Source organism: Rickettsia hoogstraalii (assembly GCF_000825685.1).
GTDB classification, from domain to species: Bacteria; Pseudomonadota; Alphaproteobacteria; order Rickettsiales; family Rickettsiaceae; genus Rickettsia; species Rickettsia hoogstraalii.
The window spans coordinates 1-25775 of the sequence record NZ_CCXM01000002.1 but is presented as its reverse complement, the minus strand read 5'-3'; the positions used below and the strand labels follow the sequence as shown (position 1 = coordinate 25775).

Genomic DNA, 25775 nt, shown 5'->3' with positions numbered 1-25775 from the left:
GTCTTACCAGCTTCCAGGATTACCCTCTAATACGCTAATATCAGAGCCGTTACAGACCGATAAGATCGCTTCTATCTGCTCAGTACTAAACTCATGAGTTTTGCTGCCAAATACATTAAGCTTTAAACCTAAACTACCTCCTATCTTATCATTAAACTTATTTTGTAGGTTTGCTCCTATTACATTTACCATATCGCCTATTTGTTCTTTGAGACTATTTCTTTCTCCAATAGTGCTATCTAAAATATTAAGATTATGCTCTTCTTTTTCATTTAACTCCTCTATAGCAGATACCATAGCGATGCTCTAAATTCACTCTTGATTTCAAGGAGTATAGCATTCTACCCATCAAATCTTTCTGATCCATCAGCTCTATTTTGTCTGATACAAGCAGCTGATTATAAAGCCTTAAAAACTCCTCTCCATATTCCTTGTTCAGATGCTCGATAGCCGGGTTGTTATCTGCACTTGCTGCTGGATTATTACTTACGCTTTTTGGTGCATCTTCACTACTATCTTGCTCCTGAACTAATCCTTTTCCAAATGCTCTAATAGCCTCTTGTTCCTGAATAATATTGCTGCCTTTTGATACTAAATGCGCCATTAAAGCATCTGATAATGCTATCACTATATCCTCTTTAGTAAACACAGGCTTCGTATATGAAATGCGACCAAATACTATTTCCGGATTCTCATATATCTTCTTTGAATTCTCGGCTATTATTTCTTTGTTCTTTGCCTCAAGCTCAGTTGCCTTCATATAATGAGCAGGCCCTTTATGATGCGTTGGCTCTTGATCTAATCCAAGTTCTTTGAATGACTTAGCGGTTACCCTAAAAGGTAACCCTACTTCCTCATATACTTTGTTGATTTCTATCTCACACTGATCCCTTGCAAAATATAAAAACTTTGTACTTTCTAAATCTCTGTCCTTTGTTTTTGCAAGCACTACTTCATTGTTAATTAATCGCTCTAATCTTCTTGTTAAATATTGAATATGTACATGTGGGTTATCAGGATTATCGTAGTGTATATTTACATCACAAACTATACCTCTTGATACTATGTTTTTCTGTACATATTCCTCCACTAGCCTAATATTTTCTGCCTGACTTACCTCTTTTGGTAATGAGAATTCTATTTGTGCTGCAGTTCTAGCAGTTTCTCTTTTTTCTCGTACTTCAGCTACGTTCCATAACTGCTCTCTATCTTGTAACCATACTACATCTTCAAACCCCTCAGGTACAAATATCTTGCTAAATACTACTCCTTGCTTTTTAGTAAAATCATAAGTAATGCTTATCTTTTCGCCGCTCTCTGGATCTATGGTTTTATACACTAATTTTGATGCAGAAATATACGCAGCAGTAGCAACAGCATTTTGTCCCCTGCTTCTTTGTATATGAGAACTATGAAAGTGATATGATGCCATTTATTTTAAAAGTTATTCTCAATTATTACTTTGCAGATATTCTACTTACTCACTGAGCGCATAGCATTTTGTTTACACAAAATGCGAAAGTGCGCTCATAGGAGGACTTACACTGTACTATACTTCACGATTCTCTACTACTACTTTTTTCCTTTTTTGTTACACTGGGGATTAAAGTGGGCTTGCTGCCCTCTTTAATGATCCCCCGCAATATCTGTAAAAGAAATGTAAGTGATGCTCGCTTTTACTTGACTGACTATTGTTTTTGCTGGTATACCTTAGTAGGTGCTAAGCACTAAAGATTAGAGTAAATTTCTAAGGTATATAGAACTATGGCAACTAAAGCTTTTGCAACAGCTACTAAACTTGCTAATTTGCAACAACTTAAAAAAGATCGGATAGCTAAAATAGAAGCACAACTAGAGAGTCAACAAACTCAGCTTCTTCAGAAACGTAAAGAAGAATTGTTTAATATCTTTAAGGCATGTAATGCTCTAACTATTGATGATAAATTGTTAATTGGATTTTTAAAGTTTGTCAAAAACTCTGATAATAAAAATCATCCGATCTTGAATGAGTTTAAAAGTTTAGGCGGTAAAACTAAAATGCCCAGTAAACCAAAATCAGGGAACGCAAAGACTGATTAAATTAATCACAAAGAAATTATGGTATACTCGTATGCAATTACAAAAAACTGTAGCCTTTGATCGTAAATCTGATGCTAGAAAAAAGATTATGCTTGGCGGATTGTTTGTTAAAGCAGGTCTTGATTACTTACATCCGGAGAGTGCTCATATTCTTTACGGCATGTTACTTGATTGTAAAGAACAATTGATCATTAATCCAAAGATTATAGATAAATGGAAAAGTAAGGGGAGGGAGTTATTACTCTATAAACATTAAGTTTATGAACAATGTACAATATCAAATATTGCTTTAAAAATATTTGCCTAATATGGTGGTATTTCATATCAGACAAAAAGAAAATTATTCCTGCTCTTGCCGCATCAACATGTATAGTGTTTTATATCGTCATACTTATGTTGCAGCATTATAATTGGGATGCCACATTTGCGTATATTCAATGCCATTTTTTAAATGCAAAATCTACAATCGAACTATGGAACACTAAAGGTGAGGTGCTTTCCGTACGTTGCGTAGATATCTTAAACAATACTGAGTATATAAAAGCAGTTTATTCGGGCATATTATTGTTAATATTAATACTACTTGCTATATGTATAATGCCAATGATTGTACTCACAACAGTCTTCCTAATCCATATGATCATCTCAGTACTAGCACGATATAATAAATAAGATTATCAGTATAATAATTAAAAACATGGCTTATTATTGGACTAAAGATCATCTATATTATAGATTAACTACTCAAGACAATCTCTTTTGTACTACTGATCTTATATGTAGCTGGGGCTCTTTTTGCTCTAATAAAGGAAATTATAAAGTAATTCATTGCACTACCCAATATGAAATTGATATGAATATCAAACGTATTACTAGCATAAGAAAATCAAGAGGTTATACCCTCGTGCATACAAATAAAGCATAAAAACTCTTAGGGTTTTTAATAAAACTATATGAATAAACAGGATGTTAATGAATATATATCCGGCATCATAGAACGTATTACTTATCATAATCCTGATAATGGGTTTTGTGTATTACGCATTAAGGTAAAAGGTCATAGAGATTTAATTACCGTTACAGGTAATGTACCATCTGTACTAGTAGGGGAATATATAAAATGCAGTGGCATTTGGCATAATGATAGAAATCATGGTAAACAATTTAAGGCTCATTTTCTCAAAGCCTTACCACCTGATACATTAGAGGGTATAGAAAAATATCTTGGCTCTGGATTAATTAAAGGGATAGGACCATATCTTGCTAAGAAATTAGTATTAGCATTTAAAGATAGAGTATTTGAAGTTATTGAGCATGAGCCATACCTTTTATCTACTGTAGAAGGGATAGGCGAGGTAAGAGCTAATCGCATTTGTAATAATTGGCAAGCACAAAAAGTCATTCGTGAAATAATGGTGTTTTTACAATCGCATGGAGTGGGTACTACTAGGGCCACTAGAATCTACAAAACATATGGTGATAAAGCAATTGAAATTGTATCCAATAACCCCTATCAATTAGCTAAAGATATAAGAGGGATTGGATTTATTTCAGCAGATACCATAGCTCGTAATTTAGGTATCGATAAGAATTCTTTAATCAGAGCTAAAGCAGGGGTAACACATACATTACTTGAAGCGACGTCAGATGGGCATTGTGGCTTACCTAAAAAGATACTGCTGCAAAATATTCAGAAATTACTTGAGATAGAACAAGAAATAGTTGAGCAGGCTATAATAGAAGAAGTAACATCAAATGCATTAATAATTGATACTATTAATAATGTAGAATCTATTTTCTTAACTAGTTATTACATATATGAGAAATATATCGCTAAAATACTAGTCAATTTAACAAAAACTTCTGTTACTTGGGGGACAATAGATACTATTACTATTCTGCCCTCAATAGAGAAAGAGCTAGGTATCACGCTTGCAACAAGTCAAAAAACAGCTATAGAGAAGGCACTGCAACATAAGTTAATGGTTATTACGGGTGGACCAGGAACAGGGAAAACTACATTGGTAAACTCATTACTTAGAACATTATCTACGCAGGATTTAAATATTAAATTATGTGCACCCACTGGTAGAGCAGCTAAACGCTTAAGTGAAAGCACGGGGCTCGAGGCCACCACTATGCATAGAATGCTTGAGATCGATCCTGCTTATGGAGGGTTTAAGCGTAATGAGGATTCACCATTATTGTGCGATTATCTGGTAATAGATGAAGCTTCAATGGTAGATATATCACTATTTCATGCATTATTAAAAGCCCTTCCGCCACACTCAGCATTACTAATAGTTGGTGACGTGGATCAGTTACCTTCCGTAGGTGCTGGACAAGTACTCAAGGATATTATTAATTCTAAGGTTATACCGACGGTCAAGTTAACTGAAATATTTAGGCAAGCAGCAACAAGCAATATTATTATTAATGCTCATCGAGTGAATAATGGTATCTTACCTGATCTTACACCTCCAAATAAAGAATCAGACTTTTATTTTATAGAAGCGGAACATGGAGAAGATATCATTAATAAAATTATTATGATGATAAAGGATCGTATACCAAATAAATTTAATCTTAACCCTATAAATGATATTCAATTACTATGTCCTATGCAAAGAGGAGGTGTAGGAGCTAGATCATTAAATATTGAGTTACAGAAAATACTTAATCCAAACTATAGCAGCGGCATAACTAAATTTGGTCAAACTTTTGCCATTGGAGACAAGGTTATGCAGACAGAAAATAATTATGATAAAGAAATCTATAATGGAGATATAGGAGTTATTAATAATATTAATGAACAAGATCAAGAAATCACAATAAACTTTTATAACCGTGATGTTGTTTATGATTATAGTGATCTTGATCAAATTACTCTAGCCTATGCTACTACAATACACAAATCTCAAGGTTCAGAATATCCAGCAGTAATAATTCCACTAACCATGCAAAGTTACATGATGCTTAAACGTAACTTAATTTATACTGCCATCACCCGCGGCAAACATCTAGTTATAATAATTGGACAGAAAAAAGCATTGGCTATAGCTATTAAAGATAATAAAACTTCTTTACGTTATTCAAAATTGCAAGAATGGTTAATTGGTGAGGACGTCAAATTAGTACGGAAAACCCTATTTAGTTAATTGTCGCATAGTAAGGCAATACGACAGTGTTTGTCGTATAATAAATAGCCTATTTTTACTGGTTTGTAAATAGGTGAATGTGGGTATATACGGAAAACACCTGATTTCCGTACTAATATACTTCATGTTATCTCACAAATTAACTGTGTAGCTTGAAAAAAACATAAAATTCTTGCAGCTCTAGGTTTGTTTATTTTAAATGTATGATTTTTTTGTGACAACTCTTGTTGCTTGCTGGACCTATAAGTGCCAGTATAGTCTAAGGTTTCGTGGGTGCTAGTGGGTTTATCATTTACCAGTAAACACACAACCGTCCAAAGTTTTTGTGTTTACTGATTTTTCTTTTTATAAGGTAATTTCTACTTTATTATCAGCTAAATCTACTACCTCATACTTCTACTTTATTAAAACTATTTAATAGTGTCAAGGATATATACTATAGATATAGTATATATATGGTGTATTAATTATAATAATACATTATTTATATATGTATGTCATGGTATTTTTATTATATAATATTATCATTAGTATGAGGTATGTAGCATGAATGATTTAGATATTCGGATGACTGCTGCTGATTCTGCTAAATTTTTAGGGGTATCACTTCAGTTCATTCATAAACAACTAAAACTAAAGAAACTAGGGTCATTCAAATCACAAAATAGAGTATATTTTGGTCACGCAACGGCAAAGGAACTTTTTAATATTAAATTTCCACAAAAAGTAGTATCTTTCCAAATAGTAAAGGGTGGTACTGGTAAAACCTCTTTAACTCATGCCTTTGCAATTAGAGCTAATCTATATGGTGCTAGGGTTTTATGTGTTGATTTAGATCAACAAGGGAATCTATCTCAAGCATTTAATGTTGATGCTAAAAATAATCCTGTTATGATTGATATTATATGTAATAATGCAACACTTCATGATACGATTCAAACCGTTTCTATTGGTTTAGATATTCTCCCAAGTAGAATAGAAAATGCTGTATTAGATAATTACTTAATACTAAATAAATACCCTCTAGATAGAGTATATAATGATTTGTTTAGTGAAATACGTCATAAATACGATTTAATTTTAATAGATTGTCCACCAGCGTTAGGACAATCAGTAACCGCTGCCACATTATCTTCCGATGTTGTCATATGTCCAATTACTCCAGAACACTTTAGCTTGTCCGGATTAAAAATTTCTTATGAAGAAATTAAAACTATTAGCCAAAGATTTAAAAAATCAATTGATTTTAAAGTTGTACTCAATAAGTTCGATAATAGAACCGCTTTATCTTCTGAAGTATTATCAACCATATTAAATCATGATATTTTTAAAGATAAAGTTTTGAATACTTTTATCAGAAATTGTCAAGATTTCCCTAATAGCATGTATGTTAGTAGTAATATTTTTTCATCACTAAGAAATAGCGCAGCAAAAGAAGATATAGATCTCCTAACCCAAGAAATATTAGAACTTCAAAAAAAATACTAAATAATTAACATTATGCCTTTAATCTCAGAAATAGAAAAAAATAAAACCAAAAATTCTTTTAAGAAACGTGCTTATCGTCCATGGGATGACGCACCTAACACAGAACTGTCAAATCATAATAATACCGACAATAGTGAAAAAAAATTAGATTTTCTTAAAAAAGATGATAGTTTAGTGAGTTTTTCAGAAGAGGAACTAAAAAAAGAATTTAGACAAATGTTTGGGGCACAAAAAGTAATAATGCAGTTCTTAGTTAATAATATTGAAGATAAACACGCTGAACATGTAATAACTAAAAGTATCACAATAGATGAATTTTCATCTACTTGCCAACTACCTAGTAACACTATTAAATCAACGTTAATGAAATTAAAGAATAAACGCTTTTTTGTAACATATGAAAATAAGCCAGGACGAGGAGGTTATGCACGTTATAAATTCTTGCTCAGCACATTTAATTTCTTTTCAAAATCATTTACTCAGAATAAAAAATAGTGTGTTTTTGTAAAAAATAAGACTTGACACCACTAGGTTTAAGTAGTACTTATATATTTTATAATAACTTTAACTAACTATCATGATTAACAGAACACTAATATAATAAGGTAAAGTCTTAAGTACATTATATATAATAAGGTATAGATTCTTAACTCATTACCTTATTATATTAAGGTATGGGATAATTATATTAGTGATACAGATAATACAATAACTACGGGCAATGGCAATATTTATGGTGGTAATGGCACCATGACTATACGGATTGGTTACAGTAATGAAGATGTAAATATTGATACAATTAAAAGTCGTATTTATGGAATAAATAAGACATCAGATATAGAAGTCATACATAATGCACAGATACTAATAGAGGATATAGATTGCATGGGAGCATTATAGCCTAAAATTTTTAATGGTGCATTTAAGTCCATCCGCCAGTGTGCCAAGCAAAGTGCGTAAGGAACAGTTGGTGAAAACCCAACCTACGTAAAGTATAGTCAACGGCGTAGAACCTAACTTGATACAACATGATGTAACAATATCTTCTTCTATTCTTTAAATTATCGTGCATGATGAAGTCCATAGACCAGCAATCATTTATTGTTTTTCGGCTCTTAACCTTTCCTCAGCATGCATCTTTTTAAGTCGGGCATTCTCCGATTCTAATTCCTTTAGCTTGGTAATCATCGGTAAATCCATACCTCCATACTTTTAACTAATATCCATACTCCACTCTCTTAACCCCTGCACTAGAGCCAAGCCTCTGTATAACATGAGAGTAATTATTATGCACCCAATCCGCCATAAATCTTGTTGGCATTGTAAGCTTTAGTGTAGAAGTATCATTGCACTCCTTCACTACTGCTTTTTCAAACCAAGCTGTATACATAGCTTCTCCTAACTCTTCAATTAATCCTTGTCTGATATGATGCCATGCTGTATTTGCTTCGATCGTATCTAATCCCTCACTTTTCGCTAAAATACCTGCATGTGTACCATTAGACACAATATCAGATGTTGTGATTTTAGGATATAGTATTACCTTTTCTTCATCTCTCCTCTTTCTTTCATTGCTTGTATCCTCCACCTCTTCTACCTCCTGCACATAATAACCGTTCATTCCATATACTGCTTCTAGCTGCTCACTTAAGATATCTATTTGTCGCTCGCTTAAAACTAGGTTACTTGGAATTAATACATTTATAAAGCTGTTGTTGGTATTTATCTTAAACTCTACTTGAGTTAGTATTGAATACGCTATGGAAGTGCTAAATCTTCCTGCTATCTTCTTCTTTACCTGCATTTCTTTACTGGTATCAAATGAATTCTCTATTTGGCTTAAATATTGCTCATGTTCTAACATGTTCTGCTCTTCAGCACCTATATTACAACTGAATCTAAATGTTGTATGATTAACAAGTGGTCCTTGATGTTTTTCGTTCGCAAGTACTTTCTCCATATAGCTTAAGAAGGTAAATTTATTCCTAAATTTCTTTTCAGGATATTTGATATATAGCTTCAATAGTAACTGGTTTACAAAGTTAGTGCTAAATCCCCTGTTTGCTTTGAAGTTAAGCATATCTATATCTTTTTCTGATAGTGGATAGAAATGCCTTAATTCTTTATTTTCAGATATATCTTTGATGGTTCTTGCAACAATCTCGGGGTGTATATTAGCACAAGGTAGTTTAAAACTAGCTGTTTCATAGTATTCTTTCTTAGAAACAAAACAACCAGCTTCAGAATCATTTAAAAAAGAAGAATTGTTATAAAATTCAGATGGAAACGAGCTTTGCTCGTTTTCCAAAAACTCTTTTTTGAAATTTTCTTCAGATTTATATATATTTGAAGAATCATTTACAGATAAATTCTTAAGATTTACATCTATATAATCTATATTTTTAATAATACTGTTCTTTAATACAAAGTTTTTATTATATAATTGACCAAAATCAGTGCAAGGAGGGTCATATTCTGTGCATTTCCATTCTTTAGCGATTTCTAAGGCTTTATTGTTATTATACTCAATTACTATTTGTTGCTTTTGCTCTTTCTGTTTTTTCTGATTATTGTTATTTATGAGAGATATATTCAGAAGAGATATTTGCCATAAAGATTTATCAGACCTGCTATTATAATCATCATTGTTTCTGATAACTAGCTTATCTCGCTTAATAAGATTATTATCTTCTAAATCCTTTAATGCTCTAGAAATAGAATTTCTATGTAATTTAAGTTCTTTCTGTAATTCTTGATAAGAAGTGACAATAGAGTGTAGGTTATTAGTTATAGAGTGATCATGGTCATAAGCATGATCATAAACATCTTTGTAATCATTCTTATTGCTGTTACTGGCATCAATATAAGTCTCCGTAGTTACCCTGTTGTCTTTGTCCTTACTGTCCGTGTCTCTGTTACCTTTATCATTATTATTAGATAATGAAGATTTATAAATCTTTGTAAAAAGATAGAGTGTTATAGTCTTTGCTGTTGCAGAAATGCTACAATTAGAATTTAATTGCTTTAAGAACTCATAAGGTACTCTTATAAACATCTTAGTTTTTTCAAGATGTTGCCTTTTTCCTTCTATGATTGGCACAAAGATATTATCTATAGAATCTAACTTATCTGACTTAGAGTGACGTGTTTTTGTATTATCGATATCACCTAGATCAAACCTATCAGGTTCATATTTAAGATCATTAAAAACCTTATCAGGTATTGTTGTGGTAATAATGTTACGTTTATTCTGACCTTGATCGTTCTTATCTCTAGTAATAATGAAATGTCCTTTATCTTCCAGGGATTTCTGAAGCACAAATACTTCAGATTTAGAGCAAGATAGTCTTTCTGCCCAGCTTTTAGCAGGTAGAGATATAGATCTATTACGTCCCTTAGAGAAGTTAATACAAGAAAGCCCATCAGCTAAGATGTAGTACATTTTCTCAAGAGTAGATAACTCTTTGCTTGATAATATATGAGATAATACGCATCCAGTTATTGGGACGTATGATTGATTCTTTGTGGTATCATAGTACTGATGTATACCTACATTATCACTTGGCGTAGCAAGCGGGTAAAATGATTGCATTTTATGCTCCTTTTCCTGAAACCCTTGACCGCTACGTAGAAATAGTATATATTTATTATATGTAAAAATAATGCTGCCCGTGTTTATTTTTGCATGTCGTATCAATCAAGGTGTTGAGTTTTAGATATTTTGAGAACTTAGCACCTGTAGTTTATTTTTTCACTATCATATCTATTTTATTTAATTCATACTTCTCGAGTTTATCATTTGCAGCGTCTATAAACCACTTTCTGCGCGTGATAAAGTTTTCAGCACAAATTTTATCAATCTTTTCTATAATATGCTCTGGAATATCTAAAGATATCCTTTTTACGTTTATTTTCTTCAGCATAAAGCCATTGAGATAAATGAATTATAATCATAGTTAAACATATTTTGTACACATGTCAATAAAAATAATTATTTCACACATAAAAAATAATTATTTTAAAATCAGAGCACATAACATGTATATGTTAATATATATGTATGTTTTTACAATCTAATATAAACATATTGACATATGTATGTTTATATATTTATATAATCGTATAAAAAATAAATAATGTTATTATGATTTTGTCTTTCTTGAATCAAAAAGGAGGTGTAGGTAAGACTACACTTTCAATTAATGTTGCAACATGTCTATCACTAAAAAAGCAAAAAGTACTTTTAATAGATCCGGATCCACAAAATAGTTCTCTAGATTGGGTTGCAACTCGTAGAAAAGAAAGTTTATTCACTATAATTGGTCTCACAAAACCAATAAAATACATAAAGAGGTATCAAAATTGGTTAAGAATTATGATCATATAATTATTGATGGACCACCAAGGATATATGATGTTGCTAAGTCTGTAATAGTTACTAGTGACCTGGTAGTAATACCAGTGCAACCGTCACCTTATGATATATGGGCAGCTAATGAAGTGGTTAGCCTTATAAAAGAAGTATCTCAACCATTAGAAGGAAGAAAAAATATAAAGTCCGCCTTTTTAATTAATAGGAAAATATCCAATACTGCTATTGGTCGAGGTGTGGAACGAGCGTTAGATCATTACGGTATGGATATTTTACAAACACATATTTGTCAGAGAGTGGCATATGCAGAAACAGCAGTTATTGGTTCCACAGTTATGGAAGAGCATAATAGAGACAATCTAGCCGTTAGAGAAATAACATAGAAAAATATAACTAATTGAAAAGATCATGACAGGAAAAAGAATTGAGCTCCCCAAAAAACCGGTACAAAAAAATACTACTCAATTTATTGATGCATGGGTGTCGGGTAATATAAAACATGAACAACAGGATCAAAAACATAAGAGAACGACTATCTTTTTACCAGAAGAATTGCATAAGAAATTAAAAATCGAGGCGGCTAGGAGGGAGGTAACAATGACTGAAATAATTATAGAAGCTGTAGAAAAGAGTATATAGACATATCGTCACGTTTCTTGACCAGACTTATAACTAATTTAGTGTAGTACAAAATATGAGCATATAAACATATAGGAATATGTGTGTTTATATCTTGGTCCTACCAATCATTTCATCTATAGAGATTTGAAAATAATCTGCCAGTTTTACGATAACTTTAGTACTTAAAATTCTATTATCACTATTTGTATTAATAAAATGAGTAATAGTACTACTACCTACTCTGCAATTTTTTTCCAATATATACTCTGTAATGTTAAGTTGCTGTATTTTTGTTTTAAGAAAAGAGAGTAAATGATTATTAATATCATTTAAAGTTAAAGATACATATAATTGATATTTTTTTGTATTTTTTATAAATTTTGTGCGACCAAGTACTTCATCTATATCACATTCAAAGAATGTTGCAATTTTAAGAATAGTGATGATATTAGGATTAAGTAAAATTGCATTTAGGAGTTTGCTAATAGTAGATCGCGATAAAGATGTTCCTAGTACCAAATCTTTTTGTTGTATTTTATAAGCTTTAATTTTTTGACTTAAAAATTTTTGTATCCTTAGTGAAATATCCATAAATAACTCAAAATATCATAAAAATGATTTCTGAATACCAGAAACCATTTTTCTTGACACACTAAAATATATTTAATAAAGTAGAAGTATGAGGTAGTGGATTGAGCTGATAATAAAGTACAAACTATCTTATAAAAAGAAAAACCAGTAAACACTCAAATTTTGGACAAGGAGAGTGTTTACTGGTGATTAAAGTCACCAGTAAATAGATACAAGGTCACAATGAATATAACACATAATGTATGTGATGGCAATAATAGTAGAGTAACATCTGCTCATTTTTCTAGCCCCCACAAAACTTTAGACCCCGCTGGCTTTATACATCAAAAATAAAAAAACTAAAGCTGCAAGATTAGTTCACATATTTTATGACCCTAATGTTGCGAGTTTTGTAGATCAAGCGTGCAATGCTGACAATGCAGATCATGATAACCAATCCTCATCAAAATTACCTACCGCTAAAACAATCACAGTGTTAATCAGTTTTTTAAAACTCAGCAAATATGACGATGAGTGGCTAAGAGTAGGGCATCAACTGCTGCTACTGCAAAGACCTACAGATAAGCGAAGATGCTATAGGACAGCTTTATTATGTTTTAAGTCAGTAATCAAAACCCATTCTGATAATTACGTAGCATATTACTTTAGCGGTATAACATTATGTTTGCTTGGAAGTTATGACGAAGCAATAAAGATGTTTTATATGAGTCTTCGCTGTAACAAAGAAGAAAGCACTGCTCGTGTACATACATTTATCTGAGGTGTTAAGCATCACAGAAGGCATCAGACTTGCTACAGGAAATAATAACAGTGGTAATAGTGATGCCCATGCAGAAATGTTTTTTGTTAAATAACGAGAGTTTAACAGTGAATGAGAGGCCTAAACAAGCTAGAGAGGAAAATCATAAAGCATTAATATATTTTAGAAGGTGCTTGCAGCTAAATCCCGAGAATGAACCAGCAAATTGTTATGTGGGGATGATACTGCAAAAGCAAGGCAGATATAATGAGAGCTTAGCGGCTTACAGAAAAGCAATATCATTAAGATCTGAGCTAAAGGAATTAGAATCGGAGAATGCCCGACTTAAAAAGATGTATGCTAAGGAAAGGTTAAGAGCCGATATATTAAAGGAAGTACTTGAAAAAAGTAAAGAAAGCCATCTCTTGTCTTTGAGATGGCTAAAATGATATCCGAAGAAAGAGGTATTGCTATAAGAACCGTATGCAAGATCTTTTGTGTCAGTGAAACCTGCTATAGATATAAGAAGAAGGTATCATCTGAGGATGATGTTATAGTTAGTTGATTAATGCATTTAACCCATAATCAAAAGACCTGGGGCTTCGGTCTTTGCTTTTTATATTTGCGTAATATCACAAAGGTTTTGGTTGGAATCACAAACGTATATACAGAATATATAAGGAATTAGCGCTTAATATGAGAATAAAGTCTAAGAAAAGATTACTTAGAGAAAAGCTTGAAAAGCTTATAGTGCCTAAAACAATAAATGATTGCTAGTCTATGGACTTCATGCACGATAGTTTAGAGAATCGTTTATTTAATGTGATTGATGACTTTAATAGGTAGGGACTTGGTATTGAGATTGACTTTTCGCTACCGGCAGAAAGAGTCATAAAGGCACTAGATCAAATTGTTGTTCATTCAGCCAGGTTAACCTCAGCAAAATGCATATATTAAAAGATATAATAGGACTGTAAGATATGATTGGTTGAGCCAGCATTTATTTTATAATATACAAGAGTACAAGAGGTACAAGATCTTGCCACTAAATGGCTTTGGTCATATAATAACGAAAGACCAAAATTAGCTTTGGTGGCTTAACTCTCTACTCATTTATTACCATTAAAAATGGGGGGATTACCATGTAAAATATAGATGAAAAGTAGCAATGCTACTTTTCATCTAGAAGTGAGTAGGATGTCAAGATCCAATTGATCTTATTCTATTGAATTTTGCTAAATAAATGGAAATTCACTTAATCCTAAAAGGCTAGAATCATCATGATGTTGTTCTATTGGTATATAAAAGTCTTTGTGTTCGATGACAGTTACAGGTCTTGGTGGTAGTTGTGGGTAATCATAAACTGGTTCACAATTATCATATATTGGTATCCCAGAGTCTCTGCCCTCTATATGTAATTTAGCAAGTCTATGAGAATTGACACTACTGCTATCTTGAGTAGAGCTATCAGCTGAACTCATTAACTCCATTCTTTCGTGATCGTCAGAATGTGAGCTAGAGGGATTTGAAATATCATATGTAGCTTTTGTATATTTAGCCCTCTTACTAGAAATGTCTACAATAGCATACTCCGCCCTGTCTGCCGAAGAACTATCACTGTAATATATTTTAGCTTTTCTACTATTAATCTCCATTAGAGAAGGATCACCAATATGAATATCAGCAGTTTCTGTTTGTGCCACAGGTGTTTTCTTACAGTATTTATTATACATATAAGTTAGTAAATATGTAATTGATACGGCTGATGCTAAAACTAACCCGCCTATGAGCATAGTACTATCTTGACTATGTTGTTCATCGTAGTTACTAATATCAGTACTATTGGTACTATTATAATCCATAACTTCATAATTACTAGTATAGTTTAAGCTTGTATTTTCGGTTACAGTTGTAAAGAAGTCTACTATAGATGAAGTGGTGTTATTAACTACATCAGGCATTACTTCTTGCAGTATGTGTTTTAACTTATCAGACATATATTCTATAAGGAAGATACCACATTTTCCAGTTTTTGGTGTACGCATAGATATATCATGACCTTGTAGCACTACCTTATGCACATTTTTAATCAGTACTGACTCATCTGTAAGACACTGATGTTCATACAATAATGGAGTGTTATTAGGACTAAAGATTTTATATTCTGTCCCAAAGATTCTTGTATTATCGAATGAGCTTACAACTCTAAATATGGTGCCATTGAGATGTTCAATATGTGCTTTGAGGCCTAAAGAGTCCTTACTTTTGCTTAAAAATTCAAAAATATTGCATTCTACTTCTGTATCGAGTGAACAATTGTCAGTAGGGAAACATTTACTAGAAATAAGTTTCTGATCCATAAGATAATATTTGCGATTACGTAACATGTTGCCAAGTCTTACAACATCAAATGTTTTATTACTATCTTTACATGTCTTGGTATTATCCCAGATTGTGTGGAATGTATTTAGCAATAGTGGAAAAATTTCATTCATTTGTATCTCTCTAGTTTTATTAAAAAGTTATTTATTAGTGGTATTGATTTATATTGCCACTATCTTGCCCTGGCCATTATATAACCTTTTTTAATTTTATCAATTAGATTATTGAAAGATATTATGAATTATTACACAAAGATAACCAATTATAGTATTTAGGCAATATAAAGATTGAATAGCTTAAGGGTACGAACTTTATAAATTATAAATATTAGATTATCTTGTCTAATTTTAATTAGGTGTTTGAGTTAGGTTTAGAGAATTTAATGTATTTTTAGTTTTTGGTGGCGCTTCTTCTTTAGTTACTAAACTTTCTGGAGTTCCATCAAGATTAAATCTTTGTGCTCCTTCAATAAGGAGTTTTTTATATCCCGTGAGCATGAGTTCTTTAAGTCTCTTGATGGCAATCTTAAATATGCAGAGCGGTATGATAGTAGTTTATTATCTGCAGTATCAAATGCTAAGACTATCCTAGCAAGATAAGCTAATCACTAATATGCATAATATGATAGTGTATGCCCAAAAACATGGTATATTAAAGGATCACGAAATACTAATTAACTCTTCTGATAGCCATAATGCGTTTAAAACTTTAAGTACAACATGTGAGAAGCATTATATGGAGCATGAGATGCAAAATAATATACCGTAGATGAGAAGCATGTAGCATCAACCTTTGCTAAGGTAAAAGCAGAAGTTAAAGAGCCCCTCCTAGAGAAAGAGTTAGAACATACAATGACCATGAAATTATAAGGATTGACAAGCATGACTAATGAAGAGCATAATCAGAAACAACAGCAAACAGAGTTAGAAAATAGCGATGTTTCTGAGCGTCCAAGGCATGATGAATTATTTAAAAAGGTCATGAGTGAGCCTGTAGCTGCTCGTGAGTTTCTAGAGCATTATTTGCCAGTATCACTTAAGAATAAGATTAATCTTAATACTATTAAGATAGAGAAAGAAAGCTTTATTACTGAGGACTTAAGAAAAAGATTCAGTGATGTTGTTTATTCTGTTTATTTAAAAAATGATAATATTAAAGATAGTACTACTGATAAAGTAGATAATGACAAAGCTTACGTCTATGCACTAATCGAGCATCAGTCTAGTAGCGATTACTGGATGGCTTTCAGGCTTTGGCAGTACATGCTGCTATTATGTGAAAGACATATTAGCAAGAATCATAACAATGAAAGTAATACAAACAACAAACAAGAAAGGGGTAAACTCCCTCTAATATGCCCTATCGTGGTATATGCAAATGATAAACCTTATAATGCTCCAAGAAGCTTCTGGGAGTTATTTGAAGATAGTAAGACTGCTAAAGAACTCATGTCAGATGAATACTTACTTGTTGATTTACAAAAACAAAGTGATGATGAAATAGAGAAAAAGAAGCATCTTGGTATGATGGAGTATATGCTTAAACATATCAAGGCTCGTGATATATTAAATCTATGGCGAAGTTTACTTGAGAAGTTTGAAAGTAGTATTGAAATAGATAAGGCAAATGGCTTTATTTACATTAAGTGGTTATTGTGGTATAGTGATGCTAAGGTATCTGAAGATAAACAAGTAGAGCTTGCTAAGATCATAGCAAAGCATCTAAATAAAACAGATCAAGAGGGGCTTATGAGAACTATTGCTGATAAATATATTGATGAGGGAATTGCTCAAGGCATGCAGATTGGTAGAAACGAAGGCATGCAGATCGGGGTAGCAAAAGGAAAATATGAAGTAGCTAAAAATATGCTTTCTGCTGGTTCTGATATTTCTTTTATCTCTAAAGTTACAGGGTTCTCTATTTCTGAAATCAACCAGCTTCTCAAATCCTAATTCTTGGGTCAAAGGGGCTTGGTCCCTTTGACTTAGAGTCTGCTGAATCTATTTCTTTCTTGTCATTTTTTCCATGAGATTGTCAGGATCTTTGGCTTTTCCTAAAATACTCACATCACAATCTTGTATTGTCACATTATTTGCACCTGTAACAGTTAAATATCTTGGAAATTTAGTGGTCACTAAATACGCAGTACCTCCTGATATGATTGCTGAGAATAATACCACTAGGCACATATTTTTTAGAAAACTAAAATTGCTACATTCGATAACATGAGCAGCACTAGCAGAGAGTTTTTGACTATATTTATCTAGTTTTTTATCCATTGTGCTGATCAAGTCTTTATTTGCAGACACCGTATCATTATGTGCATTGTTTAATGCTTGTAGCTTTTCCTGATATATATCATCAATATGTTTTGCCATATTAGACAGAATATTACTAATTTCTTTTTTTAGGCCCAATACTAAAGATCGTGCAAGGGGCGGAAAAGTTGAGGAGTTTAAACAGGAAAATTTTTTATATTTTCTTCATATATTTTTTGAGCTTCCGATAACGATAATTTTGAATAAATCTCTAGAGACTTGCGGGTTTCATGACCAGAGTATGGTTGAATAAAGGCATCGTCTACTCCTCTTTTTTTAAGCCAAGTAAATAAAAAATGACGTAATTTGTGTGGAGAAATGTTTTGTTGCATACCTGTCAAATTACTATATTTTTCTAATATCCTTCTAATTCCTCTATCAGAATATGGTTTCTTCCAACTTGACTCAAATAGGTAAGAAGTCTTATGCTCTGCGGTGCTAGTGATATATATTGCCAATGTTTCCCGAAAACTTTTTGGAAACGGTACTATTCTGTCTTTTTTTCCTTTTCCAGCAATGATTCTAATTTGACATCCATTCAAGTCAACATCAGGCTTTTTTAGCCTTACCAGCTCACTTACTCTTATACCTGTATATATTAATACTTTGATAATTATAATGTCTTGTATATTTTTACTTTTCCATATTACATCATAATACTTCTGTATTTCGTCTTCAGTTGGAACATAGGGTAATTTTTTAGGTTGGACAGTAACAGCTACTTCTAATTCTTGCCTTAAATACATAATACAGTACGTAAGTAACCATAATCCGGTGACTCAGATCTTAGGTATTTAGCTAATTGTAGAGCTTTTTTCTTGGTGAGGTTCTTTTATTCATATTGATGCTGCCTCTTGTGTAATAAAGAGTCTGATCAATATTAATTGCTAAGCGCTTATTTAGATCTAAACTAAAACTTCCATATGGATTAATATGTTCACTAATTAGCGAAGAAATCGCTCTTTTGTCTTCATTACTCATCCTTTCCACCCAAGATGATTCAACTAAATATCTGTTGTAACATTAAAGTATTGATGTAGACCATTGATAGCTGTAATAAATGCAAACATAAAGTTGATAATTTTAGCTCTAGTGGGTTGTTACTACGGAATACTCCTGTCTTCCCATAAAATATAAAGTTATTAACACCATTCCAACGTTCTACAACATTTAAGGCACTATGTATTTCTTGTCTTAGTTCTAGAGAATTAAAATAATTACATAGAAAAATAGTTTTTACCGCTCTTCCTAACTCCCTAATAGCTTGGTATGCTTCATGTTGTACATTGCTCTTGGTAAATTTTCTGAGTAAGCATTCTGTATTAGCTATCTCTAATTTCAATGAGACAGCACGCTGTATAATATAATTATAATGTCTTTTGATTAGCTCCCAGTCAAATAGGACGTATCAATATGTCCTCTATCTGATTTAAATCTTTTTGATCCTCTTTATCAGTATAATACAACCTTTGTTTATGAATATTTTTGAATCTTGGCATTAAAGCAAAGGAAAATAGGTAAGAAAATGCAAAGCCTATTTCACTTGCACCATGTGTGTCTACATAATTCTTGTCTATATTTGCATTTGTTGCATGCTTTAATATACCTTCTAACATTGAAGCTACTTCTAAAGAATAACAGCTTTTCATTTGAGAATAAATACATACAGATGCAGTATCAACATGCCAGTAAATCATTACTCCTTTACTATGGTAAAGAAGATGCCAGCTACTCATCAAATTCTGGTCAGAGGCCTTGAAATGTTTTGAATCTGAAGCAACAGATGTTGTATTTGTCGCCCCATAGAGATGTAAATCGAATCTTTAGTAAACTATTCACTATTTTACGAATAGCTGCTTGTAAATTTTCTGGATCAAAATATCTAAGCTTTATATATTGTAAATCTTGGTAACTAATCTCTCCATTACTCATACTTTTAAGACCGGTATTTGTACCATATCCTAAGATAGCTAAAAGTAGTCTCTTACGAATAGTTTCTTTATCTAATACTGTTTTAGGACCACTTGCAACAAAATTATCTGTAAAATTAACGAACAAATCTACTTCTTTTAAAACATCAAGTAAACTAGTTGAAGGCCAACGCTTAAAAACTTCTTCTTTTATTAATTCTAATTGTTTTGGAGGATCTTGCTCTTTTATTTTAGCAACTCTTATATGCCATTTTGGCTTTTTGAGAATATGTACAAATTGATTTTGTGGAATAGTACTATTTAATTTGGATAATGATCTTTTCAATTCTTCTTTTAGTATTTTAATAAAAGTATCGGCATCTTGTGGTTGTTTCAGAATATTAAAATACTTTTCTTTATTTTGATCAAAATCCTTAGGTAAATCCTCTTCTGGGTTACGATACTTATAGCCACCCTTTATCCAAATCTCTTTACTCCTTAGTTTATTTCTTAACTTATTTAATACACATAACTCTAAATCTATTTTTTTAATTCTATTATTTTTATCAAATATCTTATCCCTATGTGATTTCCGTTTGCTCTATATCCATTATTTGAGTGCTATAATAATATCGCTTATTATTATCTATGTTATCCTTAATTAAATTAATAACATTTGTAATCTTGCTACTACTCGCAGAATCAAATTCTAGGACTTCTATTATTGGAACAATAATTTTCCTATAATAACGAGAAAAAGATTCCCTAGTATTGTAATATAATAAATCACTAAACTTATTAGCTAACTTCTTGGTTGATAATTGTTGCTGAACGTCTAATAATTGTTTCTTTGAAAGTTTGGGATATATAGCTTTATTAATCAAATCCTCTTCATTATCTAAGATTGTATCTACTAAAATCTTTAATACTCGTCTGTTATCATAATTTTTCCTAATTTCTTTTAACTTAGCAAACTTAGCTTTAGATTTGTTTTCTCCAGAAATAAAAATTTTCTGAGTTGTATCGAGAAGAATTTCCACAAGAGAATCATTAATATCAGTTTTTCTCATGAAACAGAAAATAGTCAGTTGAGCATATTTGCTAGCATCTGGCATCTCTTTTATGGTACTCGGATATTTATTAACAATATTTCTATAATAGCGTTTTAAATGTTTAGTTGTTAAAGTTGTTACAATGTCTGGATATTTTAACAACTTTAAAAATCTTAATTTTTCAGTTTCTGATTTTATGCTTTCTATTGTTGTACCCCTTACCCAACGCACAAGATGATTCATCTTAGACATACCATCTGTAATAATTAAAAGCTCATCTAAATAAGCTTTTGTTTCAATTCCACTATACTTTGAAATAAATCTTTTTCATATTGATATATAGTGCTTTTTACGATTCTGCTTATACTAGATTGACTAATAGAAGAAATATTATGCTCAACTATGAAATCCTGAGCATATTCCTGTAGCACCTCATATTCAAATATTCCTTCACAACTTATTACATTTTTTAAATGTAGCTGCAAATTAATCCTATCAGTCTTGTTAGTTTTTTTAACAGGAGTAATATTAAAATATTGTAGGATTTTAATTTTATAATTTCTAATTGCTCTAGCTGAAGGAATCGTAATGCTTGTTGTATCTAAATCCAACTTAATAGCAATATTAGTTAATAATGAACCTGATATTTTTGGCAAACCATCAAAGAACCTATGATGAGATTCATAATATTTTAGCATTATTGCATAATACAAACGAAATTTCTTTTGGGTGGAAGAAATTAATTTGTGTTGTGAGTCTGTAAATTTTGAATTTAATCGTTTCATAAAAAGTTCCCATAATCCCCAGTCTCGGTACATTATTAACCAAAAACTCACGAGCAGCTACAGGCTCACTCATGACCTTTTTAAATAACTCATCATGCCTTGGTCTATCATTAGAGTTACTATCTGAGTCTATTTGTTCCTTATAACTATCTTGCTCTGTAGTAGCAGATGTACTTGATACTACAGAATCTTTTGGTATGTTTTTGTTACTCATTGATATTACTGATTATTTCTATTAGTAGTACATCCTAATACTACGGTATTATTACCATATGTATTATTAATTTTGTCCAAGCATGCTGTAAGTAATGCATTTCTTTTTTTCTGCTTACTCTCAATCATATCTCCAAAACTTAGTTGATTATCAATCTCTGCCAAACCTGTAAGAGCAATAGATATCTTATGCGGTAATAATTTATTATTATTTTCTATATATGGATTTATTAGATCACGCCACCCTTGGATAAATATTTTAGATAGGGATATGTTATCTGATAATTTTGCTATCTTAATACTTTTTTAATACTTGTCTATCTACAGTTTGAATAGTTAATATAATTCGTGATGCATGAATCTTTCTTGCCCTTAACCTATACGTCGCTTTCTGTAATAAACTTAAGTCTACTATTCGGGCAGATTCAACGTTACATAGATTTGGAGCTAGTACCTGACTATTTCCTATTGTATTACTTACAGTATTCTAATTCGATAAATCATATCCTCGTAGCAAATACCCCATATCTTTGCCCCAACAATACTACCCCATTTTTTCTTTAATTCTTGTTGTGAGCACTGGTATAACTGCCCAATTGTTTGGATTCCATAACCGTTAAGCCTACTATATGTACTTTTTCCTACTCCTGATAAATCATATAACTGTAACCTCAACAATTTCCCCGGTATATCTTCAGGACGTATTACTACTAAACCATTTGGTTTCTGCATATTAGATGCTATTTTTGCTAAATAGCAATTAGGTGCTATTCCTATAGAACATTCTATACATTCACCAACATTATCCCTAATAGATTGCTTTATCCGGGTTGCTATATTAATAGTTATGGTGGTTTTAAACGTAATGATGATTCACCATTATTGTGCGATTATCTGGTAATAGATGAAGCTTCAATGGTAGATATATCACTATTTCATGCATTATTAAAAGCCCTTCCGCCACACTCAGCATTACTAATAGTCGGTGATATAGATCAACTGCCTTCTGTAGGTGCTGGACAAGTACTTAAGGATATTATTAATTCTAAAGTGATGCCGACGGTCAAGTTAACTGAAATATTTAGGCAAGCAGCAACAAGCAATATTATTATTAATGCTCATCGAGTGAATAATGGTATCTTACCTGATCTTACACCTCCAAAAAGAGAATTAGACTTTTATTTTATAGAAGCGGAACATGGAGAAGATATCATTAATAAAATTATTATGATGATAAAGGATCGTATACCAAATAAATTTAATCTTAACCCTATAAATGATATTCAATTATTATGCCCTATGCAAAGAGGTGGTGTTGGCGCAAGATCACTAAATATTGAATTACAAAAAATACTTAATCCAAACTGCAGCAGCGGCATAACTAAATTTGGTCAGATTTTTGCTATTGGAGATAAGGTGATGCAAACAGAAAATAATTATGACAAGGAAGTCTATAATGGAGATATAGGCGTTATTAATAATATTAATGAGCAGGACCAAGAAATCACAATAAACTTTTATAACCTTGAAGTTATATGATGCTTAAACGTAATTTAATTTACACTGCCATAACCCGCGGCAAACATCTAGTTATAATAATTGGACAGAAAAAAGCATTGGCTATAGCTATTAAAGATAATAAAACTTCTTTACGTTATTCAAAGCTACAGGAATGGTTAACAACTTATTAAGTATAGAAGTCAAGATTTAATACTTAAAGAAACAGTGTCTTGGGCAAGATAGCGATAAATCGAGGCTTTTGATAATTGATAATATATTAAGATTTTTGTGCTATTGAATTTCTCCCTTCCACTACTTATATTTTTAGTGTGAAAACTTACTTAAGTGAGTTCACAAATCTTATGTATTATATAAATCCTAAAGAGGTATATATGCTATATAACAATATCAAATCATATTTGTTCTCTTGTATTATTACTGTCATTTTATTGGTTAATCCGGTTATTGCTGCTGATAACTATAGTAAACCTGATAATAAGGCTCAGACTGTTTACTTACGACATCCTCCCGACTTACGTCCTTTTTCTGCTTTGGATTACTACTGGAATAGCATATTCGATGATAAACTCTCTACCTATAGCTCAAGTTCTTTAAAAAGTAGATTTATTACTAAAGATAAGCAATATATCCTAGTATTAGAAGTACCAGGGTATGATAAAAGCCAAATCAAAGTTAAGGTAGGCAGTAATAAATTATTTGTTACAGGAAATATAGAAAAAGATAATAAATCTGATGCTTCAGATGATTATAAAAATAGAAATTTTAATTATGTCGTATCTTTATATGAAGATATAGATCAAAATAATATCTCTTCAAACTTAAAGAATGGTATCCTGACTATTACTCTACCTCGTATGGAGGTTAAAGAAAAAGATGCAAAAGAAATACCAATTCAATAGTTGATAATATTTTTAAATTTTGCTAAGTTAATACTAAATCAATATTTATTAAACTTATGGAGGTACTGATGTCTTTTAATTTACCACGTATTAGAAATAAATCAGAATTACAAACTAATGCTAATAAACGAAGTTATGTTGATGATATTTTGAATAACTTCTTTAATGAAATAGCTTCATTTTCTTATTCTTACCCTGTCTCTTACAATGACAGAATGTTATCGCCTCGAACTGATATTACTGAAAATGAATCTGAATATCATCTAGAACTTGAATTACCAGGTGTCACGCAAGATAATATTGATCTTAAAATAGATAGTAATATTTTAATTATTGAGGGCAAAAAGGAACAATCCTCTGAGAAAAAAGATCATAATTATCATATGCAGGAACGATATTATGGTTCCTTCTCGCGATCTATTAGTTTACCATCTAATATCGATGAAGAACATGTAGAAGCAAACTTTAAGGACGGTATATTGTCTATAAAAATACCTAAAAAAGAACAAAGTAAGGCTAAGAAAATCAAAATATCATAATATGTAATAGTTACAACTTAACCTACATTGGTGCCGTGCTGCTTTTCTTCTTTTAGAATTTTATAAACAGCAGCACGGCTTATTTTCATTTCTTTAGCTAGTGTTACCCCTTTAATTCCTTCTGCATTTAATTGTAACAATTTATTCCTGTCTATAATACGGTTGCGACCAAACTTAATACCTTTAGTTTTCGCCTCTAACCTGCCTTCATTAGTTCTTTCAAGTATCCTGAATCTCTCGGCTTCTGCTATTGCACTAAGAATTGTAATAAACATTTTTCCTGTGCCACCTTCTGTACTAATACCATCATCAAGAAAACGCATGGCTACACCTATTTTGGCAAACTGACTAACTAGGTTAATCATATCGGCAGTATCTCTGCCTAAACGATCTAACTTGGTAATCAATATTACATCCCCTTCTTCTACCTTATGTAATAAGTTATTTAATCCCGCTCTGTCTAAGTTACGACCTGTTGCTTTGTCATAGAATATTCTTGATTCTTTTACTCCGGCGTCTTTTAAACGTTTTATCTGTATGTCTAAAAGTTGCTGATTGGTTGATACCCTAGCATAGCCAAATAATCTCATATTGTTTCTAATATATTGTCCATTATATCGATTAGTAGACAGAGATGTCTACTAATAACGTTTTTACGATTTAATATACAGTATATTTAGTACTTTTTCTTATGTCTACTAAATTATAACTTCGTAGACACCATGAAAATCAAAAATGTTCCAAAACAAAAAATAATGCGTTCTACTTCTATCCTGAGACACAAGATTTTTTAGTCGTTTACAACTCAAATTTTAAGTTGTTAATACTTTGTGATATATGAGATGACTATTCAAGACTTTTTAAGTACGAAGAGCACCGTCAAGTTAAGTAAATTAGTGTCAAAAAAATCGAATCTATCAGGCTCATATTTAAGATCATTAAAAAACTTATATATACCAACAAGGTGGAGATCTATTGGTCCATGTATGGACCTACCTGATAATGCAAGAAAAAAATAATATATAACAGCAAAAAAATCGAATGCAGTCATGTATCCGGCTTATAGTTAATAAATCACTTTAAATTTACCCTATAGCCCTGATGGAAT

The 25775-nt window shown here is 31.6% G+C and carries 32 protein-coding genes and 4 pseudogenes; 18 read left to right on the top strand and 18 right to left on the bottom strand.

Going from position 1 to position 25775, the window contains the following annotated elements:
* Positions 1-3: 3 nt before the first annotated feature.
* Both BN1174_RS12105 and BN1174_RS12100 read right to left on the bottom strand, forming a co-directional pair.
* Complete coding sequence (locus BN1174_RS12105; RefSeq protein WP_231555906.1) at positions 4-297, bottom strand: hypothetical protein; 294 nt, start codon at positions 295-297, stop codon at positions 4-6.
* Positions 269-1432, bottom strand: coding sequence for a MobA/MobL family protein (locus tag BN1174_RS12100; protein ID WP_231555905.1), 1164 nt, complete (start codon positions 1430-1432; stop codon positions 269-271). Before BN1174_RS12100 ends, BN1174_RS12105 begins: the two co-directional genes overlap by 29 nt.
* Positions 1433-1764: 332 nt before the next feature.
* Here BN1174_RS12100 and BN1174_RS07600 point away from each other — a divergent pair, with 332 nt between their 5' ends.
* From BN1174_RS07600 to BN1174_RS10420, 6 genes are all read left to right on the top strand, one after another.
* Positions 1765-2079, top strand: coding sequence for a hypothetical protein (locus BN1174_RS07600; protein WP_040258208.1), 315 nt, complete (start codon positions 1765-1767; stop codon positions 2077-2079).
* Between the two features lie 31 nt (positions 2080-2110).
* A complete protein-coding gene (locus BN1174_RS07595) occupies positions 2111-2335 on the top strand; it encodes a conjugal transfer protein TraD (protein WP_040258205.1) in 225 nt (74 codons plus the stop codon).
* Positions 2336-3032: 697 nt separating this feature from the next.
* Positions 3033-5237, top strand: a complete 2205-nt coding sequence (gene recD2 / locus BN1174_RS07580; protein ID WP_040258199.1) for an SF1B family DNA helicase RecD2 — start codon at positions 3033-3035, stop codon at positions 5235-5237.
* A gap of 546 nt (positions 5238-5783) precedes the next feature.
* Positions 5784-6725 (top strand): ParA family protein, encoded by a 942-nt coding sequence (locus tag BN1174_RS07575; RefSeq protein WP_052454789.1) that lies wholly within the window; start codon positions 5784-5786, stop codon positions 6723-6725.
* 12 nt (positions 6726-6737) lie between these two features.
* Positions 6738-7220, top strand: a complete 483-nt coding sequence (locus BN1174_RS07570) for a hypothetical protein (protein ID WP_040258197.1) — start codon at positions 6738-6740, stop codon at positions 7218-7220.
* 255 nt (positions 7221-7475) lie between these two features.
* Positions 7476-7625, top strand: coding sequence for a hypothetical protein (locus tag BN1174_RS10420; RefSeq protein WP_156138578.1), 150 nt, complete (start codon positions 7476-7478; stop codon positions 7623-7625).
* Between the two features lie 316 nt (positions 7626-7941).
* Here the strand turns inward: BN1174_RS10420 and BN1174_RS07560 are convergent, their stop codons facing one another.
* Positions 7942-10317 carry a DnaA N-terminal domain-containing protein gene (locus tag BN1174_RS07560; protein ID WP_040258231.1) on the bottom strand — a complete coding sequence of 792 codons (2376 nt, stop codon included), beginning with the start codon at positions 10315-10317 and terminating at the stop codon, positions 7942-7944.
* A 151-nt stretch (positions 10318-10468) separates the two neighbouring features.
* The gene (locus BN1174_RS07555) at positions 10469-10648 is read right to left on the bottom strand and encodes a hypothetical protein (protein ID WP_014372988.1); all 180 of its coding nucleotides are present in this window, start codon (positions 10646-10648) and stop codon (positions 10469-10471) included.
* Between the two features lie 221 nt (positions 10649-10869).
* Here BN1174_RS07555 and BN1174_RS12460 point away from each other — a divergent pair, with 221 nt between their 5' ends.
* Genes BN1174_RS12460 through BN1174_RS07545 form a run of 3 tightly spaced genes read left to right on the top strand, consistent with a single transcriptional unit; the run spans position 10870 to position 11736 of the window.
* A complete protein-coding gene (locus tag BN1174_RS12460) occupies positions 10870-11112 on the top strand; it encodes a ParA family protein (protein ID WP_269379125.1) in 243 nt (80 codons plus the stop codon).
* Positions 11088-11480: an AAA family ATPase gene (locus tag BN1174_RS12455; RefSeq protein ID WP_269379124.1), complete on the top strand. Its 393-nt coding sequence runs from the start codon at positions 11088-11090 to the stop codon at positions 11478-11480. The genes BN1174_RS12460 and BN1174_RS12455 overlap by 25 nt, the downstream gene beginning before the upstream one ends.
* Before the next feature lie 25 nt (positions 11481-11505).
* The gene (locus tag BN1174_RS07545) at positions 11506-11736 is read left to right on the top strand and encodes a ribbon-helix-helix domain-containing protein (protein ID WP_040258192.1); all 231 of its coding nucleotides are present in this window, start codon (positions 11506-11508) and stop codon (positions 11734-11736) included.
* Between the two features lie 87 nt (positions 11737-11823).
* On the opposite strand, the gene BN1174_RS07540 is transcribed toward BN1174_RS07545, so the two are convergent.
* Positions 11824-12309 carry a helix-turn-helix domain-containing protein gene (locus BN1174_RS07540; protein WP_040258190.1) on the bottom strand — a complete coding sequence of 162 codons (486 nt, stop codon included), beginning with the start codon at positions 12307-12309 and terminating at the stop codon, positions 11824-11826.
* A 472-nt stretch (positions 12310-12781) separates the two neighbouring features.
* On the opposite strand from BN1174_RS07540, the gene BN1174_RS09335 reads away from it, so the two are divergent.
* From BN1174_RS09335 to BN1174_RS12095, 3 genes and pseudogenes are all read left to right on the top strand, one after another.
* On the top strand, positions 12782-13069 hold the full coding sequence (locus BN1174_RS09335) for a tetratricopeptide repeat protein (protein WP_231555904.1): 288 nt from the start codon (positions 12782-12784) through the stop codon (positions 13067-13069).
* 62 nt (positions 13070-13131) lie between these two features.
* Positions 13132-13326, top strand: a pseudogene (locus tag BN1174_RS13265) (tetratricopeptide repeat protein); the annotation flags it as partial.
* A gap of 21 nt (positions 13327-13347) precedes the next feature.
* Positions 13348-14149, top strand: a pseudogene (locus BN1174_RS12095) (integrase core domain-containing protein); the annotation flags it as partial.
* 134 nt (positions 14150-14283) lie between these two features.
* Here BN1174_RS12095 and BN1174_RS07530 read toward each other — a convergent pair.
* Positions 14284-15177 (bottom strand): hypothetical protein, encoded by an 894-nt coding sequence (locus BN1174_RS07530; RefSeq protein WP_231555903.1) that lies wholly within the window; start codon positions 15175-15177, stop codon positions 14284-14286.
* A 600-nt stretch (positions 15178-15777) separates the two neighbouring features.
* Entirely contained in the window at positions 15778-15927 is a 150-nt protein-coding gene (locus BN1174_RS11075; RefSeq protein WP_197062094.1) for a hypothetical protein, read from the bottom strand.
* Between the two features lie 124 nt (positions 15928-16051).
* On the opposite strand from BN1174_RS11075, the gene BN1174_RS12090 reads away from it, so the two are divergent.
* Together BN1174_RS12090 and BN1174_RS07520 are read left to right on the top strand one after the other, a co-directional pair.
* Positions 16052-16198 (top strand): hypothetical protein, encoded by a 147-nt coding sequence (locus BN1174_RS12090; protein ID WP_231555902.1) that lies wholly within the window; start codon positions 16052-16054, stop codon positions 16196-16198.
* A gap of 113 nt (positions 16199-16311) precedes the next feature.
* Positions 16312-17382: an Rpn family recombination-promoting nuclease/putative transposase gene (locus tag BN1174_RS07520; RefSeq protein WP_040258186.1), complete on the top strand. Its 1071-nt coding sequence runs from the start codon at positions 16312-16314 to the stop codon at positions 17380-17382.
* 48 nt (positions 17383-17430) lie between these two features.
* On the opposite strand, the gene BN1174_RS12085 is transcribed toward BN1174_RS07520, so the two are convergent.
* From BN1174_RS12085 to BN1174_RS13340, 10 genes and pseudogenes are all read right to left on the bottom strand, one after another.
* Positions 17431-17808: a hypothetical protein gene (locus BN1174_RS12085; RefSeq protein WP_052454787.1), complete on the bottom strand. Its 378-nt coding sequence runs from the start codon at positions 17806-17808 to the stop codon at positions 17431-17433.
* A 77-nt stretch (positions 17809-17885) separates the two neighbouring features.
* Entirely contained in the window at positions 17886-18494 is a 609-nt protein-coding gene (locus BN1174_RS07510; RefSeq protein WP_052454786.1) for a tyrosine-type recombinase/integrase, read from the bottom strand.
* 254 nt (positions 18495-18748) lie between these two features.
* Complete coding sequence (locus BN1174_RS12450; protein ID WP_082022384.1) at positions 18749-19132, bottom strand: Tn3 family transposase; 384 nt, start codon at positions 19130-19132, stop codon at positions 18749-18751.
* 10 nt (positions 19133-19142) lie between these two features.
* Positions 19143-19806: pseudogene (locus BN1174_RS12445) on the bottom strand (Tn3 family transposase).
* A gap of 433 nt (positions 19807-20239) precedes the next feature.
* Positions 20240-20941, bottom strand: coding sequence for a hypothetical protein (locus BN1174_RS07995; protein WP_156138577.1), 702 nt, complete (start codon positions 20939-20941; stop codon positions 20240-20242).
* 47 nt (positions 20942-20988) lie between these two features.
* Complete coding sequence (locus BN1174_RS07500) at positions 20989-21408, bottom strand: hypothetical protein (RefSeq protein ID WP_040258184.1); 420 nt, start codon at positions 21406-21408, stop codon at positions 20989-20991.
* On the bottom strand, positions 21392-21709 hold the full coding sequence (locus BN1174_RS13260) for a hypothetical protein (RefSeq protein ID WP_040258182.1): 318 nt from the start codon (positions 21707-21709) through the stop codon (positions 21392-21394). Before BN1174_RS13260 ends, BN1174_RS07500 begins: the two co-directional genes overlap by 17 nt.
* Before the next feature lie 294 nt (positions 21710-22003).
* Complete coding sequence (locus BN1174_RS13255) at positions 22004-22177, bottom strand: DinB/UmuC family translesion DNA polymerase (protein WP_410176353.1); 174 nt, start codon at positions 22175-22177, stop codon at positions 22004-22006.
* Between the two features lie 8 nt (positions 22178-22185).
* Positions 22186-22440 carry a DNA polymerase thumb domain-containing protein gene (locus tag BN1174_RS12070; RefSeq protein WP_052454781.1) on the bottom strand — a complete coding sequence of 85 codons (255 nt, stop codon included), beginning with the start codon at positions 22438-22440 and terminating at the stop codon, positions 22186-22188.
* A gap of 12 nt (positions 22441-22452) precedes the next feature.
* Positions 22453-22545 (bottom strand): annotated as a pseudogene (locus tag BN1174_RS13340) (hypothetical protein); the annotation flags it as partial.
* Here BN1174_RS13340 and BN1174_RS11065 point away from each other — a divergent pair.
* The 4 genes from BN1174_RS11065 (at position 22525) to BN1174_RS07475 (ending at position 24667) form a co-directional block, all read left to right on the top strand.
* On the top strand, positions 22525-23247 hold the full coding sequence (locus BN1174_RS11065; protein WP_331370602.1) for an ATP-dependent DNA helicase: 723 nt from the start codon (positions 22525-22527) through the stop codon (positions 23245-23247). The pseudogene BN1174_RS13340 and the gene BN1174_RS11065 overlap by 21 nt on opposite strands.
* Positions 23244-23399 carry an ATP-binding domain-containing protein gene (locus BN1174_RS12065; RefSeq protein ID WP_083831878.1) on the top strand — a complete coding sequence of 52 codons (156 nt, stop codon included), beginning with the start codon at positions 23244-23246 and terminating at the stop codon, positions 23397-23399. Before BN1174_RS11065 ends, BN1174_RS12065 begins: the two co-directional genes overlap by 4 nt.
* 201 nt (positions 23400-23600) lie before the next feature.
* Entirely contained in the window at positions 23601-24128 is a 528-nt protein-coding gene (locus BN1174_RS07480; protein ID WP_040258224.1) for an Hsp20/alpha crystallin family protein, read from the top strand.
* Between the two features lie 68 nt (positions 24129-24196).
* Positions 24197-24667 carry an Hsp20/alpha crystallin family protein gene (locus tag BN1174_RS07475; RefSeq protein WP_040258181.1) on the top strand — a complete coding sequence of 157 codons (471 nt, stop codon included), beginning with the start codon at positions 24197-24199 and terminating at the stop codon, positions 24665-24667.
* Between the two features lie 17 nt (positions 24668-24684).
* Here the strand turns inward: BN1174_RS07475 and BN1174_RS07470 are convergent, their stop codons facing one another.
* Entirely contained in the window at positions 24685-25257 is a 573-nt protein-coding gene (locus BN1174_RS07470; protein ID WP_040258180.1) for a recombinase family protein, read from the bottom strand.
* Between the last annotated feature and the right edge of the window lie 518 nt (positions 25258-25775).

Coding starts and splice junctions, on each gene's coding strand:
- BN1174_RS12105 (WP_231555906.1), bottom strand. CDS start 297: ATGGTATCTGCTATAGAGGAGTTAAATGAAAAAGAAGAGCATAATCTT.
- BN1174_RS12100 (WP_231555905.1), bottom strand. CDS start 1,432: ATGGCATCATATCACTTTCATAGTTCTCATATACAAAGAAGCAGGGGA.
- BN1174_RS07600 (WP_040258208.1), top strand. CDS start 1,765: ATGGCAACTAAAGCTTTTGCAACAGCTACTAAACTTGCTAATTTGCAA.
- BN1174_RS07595 (WP_040258205.1), top strand. CDS start 2,111: ATGCAATTACAAAAAACTGTAGCCTTTGATCGTAAATCTGATGCTAGA.
- recD2 (WP_040258199.1), top strand. CDS start 3,033: ATGAATAAACAGGATGTTAATGAATATATATCCGGCATCATAGAACGT.
- BN1174_RS07575 (WP_052454789.1), top strand. CDS start 5,784: ATGAATGATTTAGATATTCGGATGACTGCTGCTGATTCTGCTAAATTT.
- BN1174_RS07570 (WP_040258197.1), top strand. CDS start 6,738: ATGCCTTTAATCTCAGAAATAGAAAAAAATAAAACCAAAAATTCTTTT.
- BN1174_RS10420 (WP_156138578.1), top strand. CDS start 7,476: ATGACTATACGGATTGGTTACAGTAATGAAGATGTAAATATTGATACA.
- BN1174_RS07560 (WP_040258231.1), bottom strand. CDS start 10,317: ATGCAATCATTTTACCCGCTTGCTACGCCAAGTGATAATGTAGGTATA.
- BN1174_RS07555 (WP_014372988.1), bottom strand. CDS start 10,648: ATGCTGAAGAAAATAAACGTAAAAAGGATATCTTTAGATATTCCAGAG.
- BN1174_RS12460 (WP_269379125.1), top strand. CDS start 10,870: ATGATTTTGTCTTTCTTGAATCAAAAAGGAGGTGTAGGTAAGACTACA.
- BN1174_RS07545 (WP_040258192.1), top strand. CDS start 11,506: ATGACAGGAAAAAGAATTGAGCTCCCCAAAAAACCGGTACAAAAAAAT.
- BN1174_RS07540 (WP_040258190.1), bottom strand. CDS start 12,309: ATGGATATTTCACTAAGGATACAAAAATTTTTAAGTCAAAAAATTAAA.
- BN1174_RS11075 (WP_197062094.1), bottom strand. CDS start 15,927: ATGCTCACGGGATATAAAAAACTCCTTATTGAAGGAGCACAAAGATTT.
- BN1174_RS12090 (WP_231555902.1), top strand. CDS start 16,052: ATGATAGTGTATGCCCAAAAACATGGTATATTAAAGGATCACGAAATA.
- BN1174_RS07520 (WP_040258186.1), top strand. CDS start 16,312: ATGACTAATGAAGAGCATAATCAGAAACAACAGCAAACAGAGTTAGAA.
- BN1174_RS12085 (WP_052454787.1), bottom strand. CDS start 17,808: ATGGCAAAACATATTGATGATATATATCAGGAAAAGCTACAAGCATTA.
- BN1174_RS07510 (WP_052454786.1), bottom strand. CDS start 18,494: ATGTATTTAAGGCAAGAATTAGAAGTAGCTGTTACTGTCCAACCTAAA.
- BN1174_RS07500 (WP_040258184.1), bottom strand. CDS start 21,408: ATGCTAAAATATTATGAATCTCATCATAGGTTCTTTGATGGTTTGCCA.
- BN1174_RS13260 (WP_040258182.1), bottom strand. CDS start 21,709: ATGAGTAACAAAAACATACCAAAAGATTCTGTAGTATCAAGTACATCT.
- BN1174_RS12070 (WP_052454781.1), bottom strand. CDS start 22,440: ATGCAGAAACCAAATGGTTTAGTAGTAATACGTCCTGAAGATATACCG.
- BN1174_RS12065 (WP_083831878.1), top strand. CDS start 23,244: ATGATGCTTAAACGTAATTTAATTTACACTGCCATAACCCGCGGCAAA.
- BN1174_RS07480 (WP_040258224.1), top strand. CDS start 23,601: ATGCTATATAACAATATCAAATCATATTTGTTCTCTTGTATTATTACT.
- BN1174_RS07475 (WP_040258181.1), top strand. CDS start 24,197: ATGTCTTTTAATTTACCACGTATTAGAAATAAATCAGAATTACAAACT.
- BN1174_RS07470 (WP_040258180.1), bottom strand. CDS start 25,257: ATGAGATTATTTGGCTATGCTAGGGTATCAACCAATCAGCAACTTTTA.